Here is an 8,010-nt window from a genome sequence, read left to right on the forward strand (position 1 = left end):
AGCGAAGGCGGTGTATCAGCCAACATCGATGTTGAATGTCCGGACGCCTTCGCTGGCAAGCCAGCTCCTACAGGGGGTCCGGTGCGCTTGGGGGTGCGGATTGGCAGGCTTTTCTGGTGCGGCACAGTACACAGCCACTGCCCGCCGATTTCAGCCAGCAACTCGCGCAACTGCTACGCCCCGGACGCAACGTTGCTCGCACTGCCCGAAACGCAACGCCAATACCTGTTCACCGCCTGCAAACTCTGGGTGGAGTCGCATCATGTGGCAGTTTGATTACCCCTGGCTGCTACTCCTGCTGCCGCTGCCATGGCTGGGCTACCACTACCTGCCCGACTACCGCGAAGCCCGCAGCGCCGTGCGCGTGCCGTTTTTCGGGGCCATGAGCCGCGCGGTCGGTCAGGCACCCAGTCAGGCCGGCACCCATGGCAATGCCTGGCAGTTGCTGTTGAATCTGCTGGTCTGGACCCTGATCCTGGTGGCGGCCGCACGCCCGGTGTTCGTGGAAAAACCCATCGAGCGCCAGCAACCGGTGCGTGACCTGATGCTGGCCATCGACATTTCCCAGTCCATGGAAACCACCGACTTCACCGATGCCAGCGGCCAGAAGATCAATCGCCTGGCGGCGGTCAAGGAGGTGGTGCACGGCTTTATCGACAAGCGCAAGGACGATCGCCTGGGCCTGATCGTGTTCGGCAGCGGCGCCTACCCGCAGGCGCCATTGACCCTCGATCACGCCAGCCTGTCGTTGTTGCTGGACGACACCGGCATCGGCATGGCCGGCCCCAACACCGCCATCGGCGATGCAATCGGCTTGAGCCTGAAGTTGCTCGATCAGGCCCGTGAACAGGAAAAAGTCCTGATCCTGCTCACCGACGGCAACGACACCAGCAGCGCCATCACCCCGGATCACGCCGCGTCCATGGCAGCGGCCAAAGGCGTGGTGATTCACACCATCGGCATCGGCGATCCGACGGGGGAAGGCGAAGCCAAGGTTAACCTGCAAGGTTTGCAGCACATCGCCGAGCACCGGTGGCCGGTTCTTCCGCGCCGAAGACCGCAATGCGCTGGATCAGGTCTACGCCACCCTCGACCAGCTCACCCCGCATCAAGTGAACACCCTCAGTCATCAACCGAAAAAGGAGCTGTTCTGGTGGCCGTTGGCGGCGGCGATCGCTTTGCTCGCGCTTTACCACCTGGGCGCCCTGCTCCGTTCGCACCTGACAGCCGCGCGGCAGCGGCAGGAAGCTTGAGATGGAGATCAACCTCGGCGACGTCCACTTCCTGCGTCCTCTGTGGCTGTTGTTGCTGCCATTCGGCGCCCTGCTGCCCTGGCTGTGGCGTCGCAGTCGTGATGTGCAGCGGCGCTTGCGCGGCAACATTGCCGAGCACCTGTTGCCGCATCTGCTGATCACGCCACCGGAGCAACCGCGCGTGCGGCCGGTGCATCTGGTCGGTGCCCTGTTGATGCTGGGCGCCATCGCCGCGGCCGGACCGACCTGGGAACAGGACCGCCCGCCATTCCTGGAGAACCGGGCGCCGCTGATCATGGCCATCGACCTGTCGCCGTCGATGGACGCCAATGATGTATCACCGACTCGCCTGGAAGCGGTCAAGCACAAGCTCCACGACCTGATCCAGCGCCGCGCCGGTGCCCGCAACGCCCTGGTCGCCTATGCCGGCAGTGCCCACCTGGTGTTGCCGCCGACTGACGATCCGGCGTTGCTCGACAGCTTTATCCAGGCGCTGAGTACCGACCTGATCGGCAGACCGGGCAAGGCTGTCGGCCCGGTGATCGAGCAAGCCAAGCGCCTGCTGGCCGCCGAGCAAACCCCGGGGACGTTGCTGCTGATCACCGACGGTGCCGACACCACGCAGCTCGGTGGTCTGGATCAACAACTCAGCGACAGCGCATTGCAAGTGCTGATTCTGGCCGTGGGCAGCGAGGATGGCGGCATCATCCACGACGCCAACGGCCAGCCGCGTACCGACAGCAACGGTCGCCCGGCGCTGGGCAGTTTTGATCAAGCCGCGCTCAAGCAACTCGCTTCAGCGTTGGATGCGCCACTGGGCAGCCTGACCCTCAATGATGACGATCTGGACTGGATCGAATTGCACGCCCAGCAGCATTTCCAGCGTGCCAGTGACGAACAGCGCGAGCTGCACTGGAAAGACGCCGGATACTGGCTGTGCTGGCCGTTGCTGCTGATCGCCTTCTGCAGCGTGCGCAAGGGCTGGAGCCTGAACTGGATGGCCGGTGGGTTGCTGGCACTGGGCATCGGATTTGGGCCGGCACCGGCCGAAGCCAGCGCCCTGACCGATGCGTTCTTCACCCGGGACCAACAAGGCCGCTGGGCGTTCGAGCATGAGCATTATCCGCAGGCTGCCGCGCTGTTTGTCGATCCATACTGGAAAGGCATCGCCGCCTATAACGCGGCCGACTTTGACCTGGCACTGGCCAGCTTCGCGCGCCTGGACACGCCGCAGGCGTATTTCTACCTGGGTAATATCCATGTGCGCCGCTTCAAGTTCGATCAGGCGATCGCGGCCTACACCCAGGCGCTGAAATTGCAGCCACAGTTCCCTGAAGCCACGGCCAATCTGGCGCTGGCCATCGCCTTGCAGAAAGACACCGAAAGCGCCGAGCAGAATACGCCCGAGGTCAAGCCCGACGAGATCAAAATGGACAAGGCGCCGGGCAAGGGCCAGAGCAAAGCGCTGGAGACCGAGCAGGCAACCTCGGATGAACTGTGGTTGCAGAACCTGAGTACTTCGCCGGCGAAGTTCCTCAAGCAGAAGTTCAGTTTGCAGGATCAGGCGGGGAGTAAGCCATGAATAGTCTGGCAGATCGCGTCGCGGCCTTCGCGAGCAAGCCCGCTCCCACATTCGATCTGTGGCGAGCACAAAAAGTGTGTTTCACATCGAACAAGTGTGGGAGCGGGCTTGCTCGCGAAGGCGTCCGCTCATTCACCACAGGATTGAGCGCCCTGCTGATCTGCCTGATCACCACCGGCACGCCCGCCGCCGAACCCGAACTGCGCATCCAGACCCGCCTGAACCCCACCTCCCCCACCATGGTCGGCGGCCTCCTCGAACTGCAACTCGACGTCCTCACCGACACCTGGTTCACCAGCGCGCCCACCCTGCCCGACCTGAAGCTGCCTGGCGCACTGGTCCTGCCTCCCGACGGCCACGCCGAACACTTGAACCAGACCCTGGACGGCAAGTCTTTCAGCGGCCTGCGCTACAGCTACCTCATCACCCCGAACCTGGCCCGGGGCTTCGACATCCCGGCGCTGATCGTGCGTGCCACACCGGGCCAGGCCAGCGCCGACTTGAGCGCTCAAGGCCAGCCACTGCACTTCACGGCGGCGCAACCGCCGGGGTTCGAACCGGGAGAACCGGTGCTGGTCGCCCAAGCACTGCGCTTCACGCAACAGACCCTGAAACCGGCAAACCCGCTGAAAGTCGGCGACAGCCTCACCCGGCAACTGACCCTGCAGGCCGATGGCGCCCTGGCAATGGCGCTGCCGACACCGTCACTGGGCGATGTCCCGGGCCTCAGCCGCTACCCGAAGGCGCCACAGATCAGCACCCTCGGCGACGGTCGTGGCCACTTCACCGGCGGCCAGCGCATTCGACACCGCGGTCTATCGTATCGACAGCGAAGGCCGTCATGAACTTCCGACCATCGAGCTGAAATGGTGGGACGCCAGCAGCGGGCAAACCCGCATGGCGCAGGTGCCTGCCGTGACCTTCGACGCCGTGGCCAACAGCGCCTATCAGCCGGTGTTCTCGATCACCGAATACCTGACAACCTCGGCCGGCAAGGTCGGCTGCACTTTTCCAGGCATTGGTTGGGGCTCTCGGCGTTGCTCTTGGGCGTGACGCTGTGCGCCTGGTTCGCGCGCCCGGTCCTGCACCGTGCCTACCTGAAGTGGCAAGCCCGGCGCCGCGACCGGCACGCCGTCTGGCTGGCGTCCGCCGACTGCGCCTGGCGGCAGATCCCGCCACAACTGGATGCCAGCCCCGCCCAATTGAGCGCGCTTTATCTATGGGTAAGACGCAGCCGCATGGGCCTGAAACTCGGCAGCCTCGGCCCTCCTCTGCAAGACCTGTTACGCGCTTCGTTACAGCCGTGAACCGACCGAAGATCAGGCGCTCCGTCACCTCAGGCAATCCTTGGCTACGCTGAAAAGTCAGGCCAAACCCAACAACGAATCAACCGCACCTGCGCTTGAGACCACTCAACCCCGTTCACGAGAAGAATTTCCCATGACGAACCCGTTTTCGATCCGCCAGGGCTACGGGCTGATGTTCCTGCTCACCCTGGCGCTGAGCCTGCCAGTACTCGCCCAGACCGGCGAGCCACTGCCCTCGTGGAACGACGGCCCGGCGAAAAAGAACATCATCGAGTTCGTCCAGACAGTGACCGATCAAGGCAGCAAGGACTTCGTCAAACCCGCCGATCGCGTCGCCGTGTTCGACAACGACGGCACCCTGTGGAGCGAACAACCGGCGTATTTCGAATTGCTGTTCGCCTTCGACGAGGTCAAGCGCACCGCACCGCAGCATCCGGAATGGAAAACCACGCAGCCGTTCAAGGCCGTGCTGGAAAACGATCACAAGGCCCTTGGCGAGTCGGGCATGGACGGCCTTCTGAAGATTGTCGGCGCGACCCACACCGGCATGACCACAGAGGCGTTCGATGACTACGCCAAGACCTGGCTGGCCCGGGCTCGTCATCCGAAAACCGGCAAGCCCTACACCGAGATGATCTACCAGCCGATGCTGGAAATGCTCGACTACCTGCGCAGCCAGGACTTCAAGACCTACATCGTCTCCGGTGGCGATACCGCGTTCATGCGTACCTTCGCCGAGCAGGTCTACGGCATCCCGCCGGAGCAAGTGATCGGCACCACCTTCGTCACGGCGTATCAACTCAAGGACGGCCAACCGTCGATCGTGCGTACCGCCAAGCTGGCCCACAACGATGACGGGCCGGGCAAACCGGAAAGCATCGATGCCATCATCGGGCGCCGCCCGATCCTGGCGTTCGGCAATTCCGATGGCGACCTGCAAATGCTGCAGTGGACCGCCGCCGGGCCCGGCAAACGCTTCATGGGGCTGGTGCACCACACCGACGCCAAACGCGAGTGGGCCTATGACCGCCACTCCGATATCGGCCGTCTGGACAAGGCCCTGGACGAAGCAAAAACACGTGGCTGGACCATCGTCGACATGGCGTCCGAATGGCGCCGGATCTATCCGTTCGAGCCCGTCACACCCGAGCAAATGCAATGAAAAGCGTTACGCAGGATCGCAAACAACGTTTGTCCAACCTCGCGACACTCGCTAAAAAGGAGCAGGTCAGATGACTCGCATACGCAAGTGGCTACCGCAGCTCGCCCTGGTGGCGGCCTCGGTCATGGCGATTTCGGCGACTGCCGGGGCCGCCGAAAAACCCAATATCCTGGTGATCTTCGGCGACGACATCGGCCAGACCAACATCAGCGCCTATTCCATGGGCGTGGTCGGGTACAAGACGCCGAACATCGATCGCATCGCCAAGGAAGGGATGATCTTCACCGACTATTACGCGGAGAACAGCTGCACCGCCGGACGATCGTCGTTCATCACTGGCCAGACGCCGTTGCGCACCGGTTTGTCGAAAGTCGGCCTTCCGGGTGCATCCGTGGGCCTGCAAAAGCGTGACATCACCATCGCCCAGGCACTCAAATCCCAGGGCTACGCCACCGGGCAGTTCGGCAAAAACCACCTCGGCGACCGGGATGAATACTTGCCGACCAACCACGGTTTCGACGAATTCTTCGGCAACCTGTACCACCTCAACGCCGAAGAAGAACCCGAACGAGCGAACTGGCCCAGAGACAATCCGGAATTCACCAAGGCCTTTACGCCCCGTGGCGTGATCCACAGCTTCGCCGACGGCAAGATCGAGGACACCGGCTCGCTCAACACCAAGCGCATGGAAACCATCGACGACGAAACGACGGCGGCGGCCCAGGCGTTCATCGAGAAGCAGGCCAAGGCAGACAAGCCGTTCTTCGTCTGGATGAACACCACCCGCATGCACTTGTTCACCCACGTGCGCGAGTCGATGAAGGGTCAGAGCGGCATGGCTGGCAACGATTACGCCGATGGCATGCTCGAGCATGACGGTGATGTCGGCAAACTGCTGAAAACCCTCGATGACCTGAAGATCGCCGACAACACGATCGTGGTCTACACCACCGACAATGGTCCGAACCAGTTCTCCTGGCCTGATGCTGCGACCACGCCGTTCCGTAATGAGAAAAACTCGAACTGGGAAGGCGCATTCCGGGTACCGGCGATGATCCGCTGGCCAGGCAAGATCAAACCGGGGGAAGTGTCCAACGAAATGTTCTCGGGCCTTGACTGGTTCCCGACCCTGCTGGCTGCCGCAGGCGACACAGAAGTGAAGAACAAGCTTCTCAAAGGCTGGGCACCGACTTCCGGTGGCAGCAACTATAAGGTGCATCTGGATGGCTACAACCAGCTGCCGTACCTGACCGGCCAGCAACCGAAAAGTGATCGCAAGGAGTTCTACTACTTCAACGACGATGGCGTGCTGGTCTCGATGCGCTACGACAATTGGAAAGCAGTGTTCTGCGAACAGCGTGAGCCCGGCGGCTTCAAAGTGTGGAGCGAACCTTTCGTGTGCCTGCGGGTACCGAAGATCTTCAACCTGCGCATGGATCCGTTTGAACGCGCCGACGTGGTTTCCGATCAATACGCGGACTGGACCACCAAGAACGTTTATCTGACCGAAGTGGCGGTGATGAAGTCGGCTGCATTCCTGCAGACCTTCGTTGACTACCCACCGAGCCAGAGACCTGCGAGCTTCAGCATCGACCAGATCCGGCAGGCGGTGGACGCCAAGATCGCAGAAAAAATGAAAGCTGCACAATAAGAGCTTGACCGCCGCTCGCCACCATCGGCGAGCGGCCCCTTCTCCAGATGAAAGCACGTACCCCTGTAGGAGCTGGCTTGCCAGCGAAGGCGTCCGTTCAGGCGACTTCTACCTTTCTACCTTGACCGGTAGACCGCCTTCGCTGGCGAGCCAGCTCCTACAGGGGGGTGTATTGAATTCGAAATTTTGTACAAGGCAATAGCCCATGTCCTCACGTGTCGCCAGCAAGACCTCGGCCATTTCAACCCCCCACCCCGTTGCGTCTCCGGCGCTGCTGATCCCCGCCCTGTTGCTGTTCGTCTCCGGTGCTGCGGCGCTGGTGTACCAGGTGCTCTGGATCAAGCAACTGTCGTTGGTGGTCGGTGTCGAGGTGTACGCCATCACCACCGGGATCAGCGCGTTCTTTGCCGGCCTGGCCTTGGGCGGCTGGCTGTTCGGGCGTTGGGCGGATCGCTTGTCGCAGCCGGTTCTGCTCTATGCGGGGCTGGAAGTGCTGGTCGCCGTGCTCGGCGTCGGCGCGACGTTCGCCATGAGCCTGGCGGCCAGCCCGTTTGCCTGGCTGGAACAACAGGTCGGCCTGCTGGCCTGGGTGTTGCCGTTTGCTTTAGTCGGGATTCCGGCGTTGCTGATGGGCGGTACCCTGCCGGTGCTGGTGCGCTCGTTGGCGGCCGACCCGCAACAATTGGGCAAGGCCGGCGGTCAGCTCTATGCGGCGAACACTGCCGGGGCCATCGCTGGCACCTTGCTTGCCGCATTCGTGCTGATCGCGACCCTCGGCGTGCGCGGCAGTGCCGTGGCGGCGGCGATCTTGAACTTGCTGGCCGCTGTCGGTGCCTTGTGGTTTCAACGCCAGCGTTCGGTGCCGCTCCAGGCGCCGGCAAAGCACCCCTCCAGCACCGCGCCGGACCGTCTGGCCCTGTGGCTGTATTCGATCGCCGGCGGCGTGGCCCTGGGTTACGAAGTGGTCTGGTCGCAATCCATCGTGCAGTTCATGAGCACCCGCACCTACGCCTTCGCCGTCGTGCTCGCGACTTACCTCACCGGGCTGTTTCTGG

The 8,010-nt window shown here is 62.7% G+C and carries 7 protein-coding genes and 2 pseudogenes; all 9 read left to right on the forward strand.

The genetic code is table 11. The features are described from left to right. Nucleotides 1-276, forward strand: a pseudogene (locus tag BZ163_RS35080) (DUF4381 family protein); the annotation flags it as partial. Beyond that, a pseudogene (locus tag BZ163_RS00805) lies at nt 263-1,253 on the forward strand (VWA domain-containing protein). The pseudogenes BZ163_RS35080 and BZ163_RS00805, both read left to right, overlap by 14 nt. A 1-nt stretch (nt 1,254) precedes the next feature. Then, a complete protein-coding gene (locus BZ163_RS00810) occupies nt 1,255-2,835 on the forward strand; it encodes a VWA domain-containing protein (protein WP_128869417.1) in 1,581 nt (526 codons plus the stop codon). Further along, complete coding sequence (locus BZ163_RS36275; protein WP_371916775.1) at nt 2,832-3,680, forward strand: hypothetical protein; 849 nt, start codon at nt 2,832-2,834, stop codon at nt 3,678-3,680. Before BZ163_RS00810 ends, BZ163_RS36275 begins: the two co-directional genes overlap by 4 nt. Continuing rightward, nucleotides 3,610-3,888 carry a hypothetical protein gene (locus tag BZ163_RS36280; RefSeq protein ID WP_371916776.1) on the forward strand — a complete coding sequence of 93 codons (279 nt, stop codon included), beginning with the start codon at nt 3,610-3,612 and terminating at the stop codon, nt 3,886-3,888. The genes BZ163_RS36275 and BZ163_RS36280 overlap by 71 nt, the downstream gene beginning before the upstream one ends. After that, entirely contained in the window at nt 3,879-4,142 is a 264-nt protein-coding gene (locus BZ163_RS36285) for a hypothetical protein (RefSeq protein ID WP_371916777.1), read from the forward strand. The genes BZ163_RS36280 and BZ163_RS36285 overlap by 10 nt, the downstream gene beginning before the upstream one ends. 133 nt (nt 4,143-4,275) lie before the next feature. Beyond that, a complete protein-coding gene (locus BZ163_RS00820; RefSeq protein ID WP_128869418.1) occupies nt 4,276-5,304 on the forward strand; it encodes an HAD family phosphatase in 1,029 nt (342 codons plus the stop codon). 70 nt (nt 5,305-5,374) lie between these two features. Continuing rightward, a complete protein-coding gene (locus BZ163_RS00825) occupies nt 5,375-6,955 on the forward strand; it encodes an arylsulfatase (protein ID WP_128869419.1) in 1,581 nt (526 codons plus the stop codon). A gap of 205 nt (nt 6,956-7,160) precedes the next feature. Beyond that, a partial coding sequence (locus BZ163_RS00830; RefSeq protein WP_168187293.1) for a fused MFS/spermidine synthase occupies nt 7,161-8,010 on the forward strand: 850 nt, incomplete at its 3' end.

The sequence above is a fragment of the Pseudomonas sp. VI4.1 genome (assembly GCF_002029345.1).
In the GTDB taxonomy this organism is placed as follows: Bacteria; Pseudomonadota; Gammaproteobacteria; order Pseudomonadales; family Pseudomonadaceae; genus Aquipseudomonas.